This window comes from Staphylococcus marylandisciuri, assembly GCF_025519785.1.
Lineage (GTDB): Bacteria > Bacillota > Bacilli > Staphylococcales > Staphylococcaceae > Staphylococcus > Staphylococcus marylandisciuri.
On record NZ_JAOPKZ010000029.1, the window covers coordinates 1 to 1,919 of the forward strand.

The 1,919-nt window shown below is 50.4% G+C and carries 1 rRNA gene; it reads left to right on the forward strand.

Annotation, left to right across the window (positions count from 1 at the left end):
- Positions 1-1,919, forward strand: a 23S ribosomal RNA gene (locus tag N9R04_RS11230); the annotation flags it as partial.

A 1,919-nucleotide genomic window follows, 5' to 3' on the forward strand; every position in this document is an offset into this window, starting at 1 on the left:
TACGGAGTTACAAACGTTGACGTTAGACGAAGTAGTTGGAAAGCTACATCAAAGAAGGTAATAATCCTGTAGTCGAAAACGTTAACACTCTTGAGTGGATCCTGAGTACGACGGAGCACGTGAAATTCCGTCGGAATCTAGGAGGCCCATCTCCTAAGGCTAAATACTCTCTAGTGACCGATAGTGAACCAGTACCGTGAGGGAAAGGTGAAAAGTACCCCGGAAGGGGAGTGAAAGAGAACTTGAAACCGTGTGCTTACAAGTAGTCAGAGCCCGTTAATGGGTGATGGCGTGCCTTTTGTAGAATGAACCGGCGAGTTACGATCTGATGCAAGGTTAAGCAGCGAATGTGGAGCCGCAGCGAAAGCGAGTCTGAATAGGGCGATAGAGTATTAGGTCGTAGACCCGAAACCAGGTGATCTACCCATGGTCAGGTTGAAGTTCAGGTAACACTGAATGGAGGACCGAACCGACTTACGTTGAAAAGTGAGCGGATGAACTGTGGGTAGCGGAGAAATTCCAATCGAACTTGGAGATAGCTGGTTCTCTCCGAAATAGCTTTAGGGCTAGCCTCAAGTGATGATTATTGGAGGTAGAGCACTGTTTGGACGAGGGGCCCCTCTCGGGTTACCGAATTCAGACAAACTCCGAATGCCAATCAATTTAACTTGGGAGTCAGAACGTGGGTGATAAGGTCCATGTTCGAAAGGGAAACAGCCCAGACCACCAGCTAAGGTCCCAAAATATATGTTAAGTGGAAAAGGATGTGGCGTTGCCCAGACAACTAGGATGTTGGCTTAGAAGCAGCCATCATTTAAAGAGTGCGTAATAGCTCACTAGTCGAGTGACGCTGCGCCGAAAATGTACCGGGGCTAAACATATTACCGAAGCTGTGGATTGTCCTTCGGACAATGGTAGGAGAGCGTTCTAAGGGCGTTGAAGCATGATCGTGAGGACATGTGGAGCGCTTAGAAGTGAGAATGCCGGTGTGAGTAGCGAAAGACGGGTGAGAATCCCGTCCACCGATTGACTAAGGTTTCCAGAGGAAGGCTCGTCCGCTCTGGGTTAGTCGGGTCCTAAGCTGAGGCCGATAGGCGTAGGCGATGGATAACAGGTTGATATTCCTGTACCACCCTTTTTCGTTTTAAGCGATGGGAGGACGCAGTAGGATAGGCGAAGCGTGCGACTGGATGTACGTTCAAGCAGTAAGGCTGAGTGTTAGGCAAATCCGGCACTCATACGGCTAAGCTGTGATGAGGAGGGGGAATTGTTCCCCTGAGTCGCTGATTTCACACTGCCGAGAAAAGTCTCTAGCTAGAAACAGGGTGCCCGTACCGCAAACCGACACAGGTAGTCAAGATGAGAATTCTAAGGTGAGCGAGCGAACTCTCGTTAAGGAACTCGGCAAAATGACCCCGTAACTTCGGGAGAAGGGGTGCTCTTTGGGGTGTATGCCCCGAAGAGCCGCAGTGAATAGGCCCAAGCGACTGTTTATCAAAAACACAGGTCTCTGCTAAACCGTAAGGTGATGTATAGGGGCTGACGCCTGCCCGGTGCTGGAAGGTTAAGAGGAGTGGTTAGCTTCTGCGAAGCCACGAATCGAAGCCCCAGTAAACGGCGGCCGTAACTATAACGGTCCTAAGGTAGCGAAATTCCTTGTCGGGTAAGTTCCGACCCGCACGAAAGGCGTAACGATTTGGGCACTGTCTCAACGAGAGACTCGGTGAAATCATAGTACCTGTGAAGATGCAGGTTACCCGCGACAGGACGGAAAGACCCCGTGGAGCTTTACTGTAGCCTGATATTGAAATTCGGCACAGCTTGTACAGGATAGGTAGGAGCCTTAGATACGTGAGCGCTAGCTTACGTGGAGGCGTTGGTGGGATACTACCCTCGCTGTGTTGGATTTCTAACCCGCA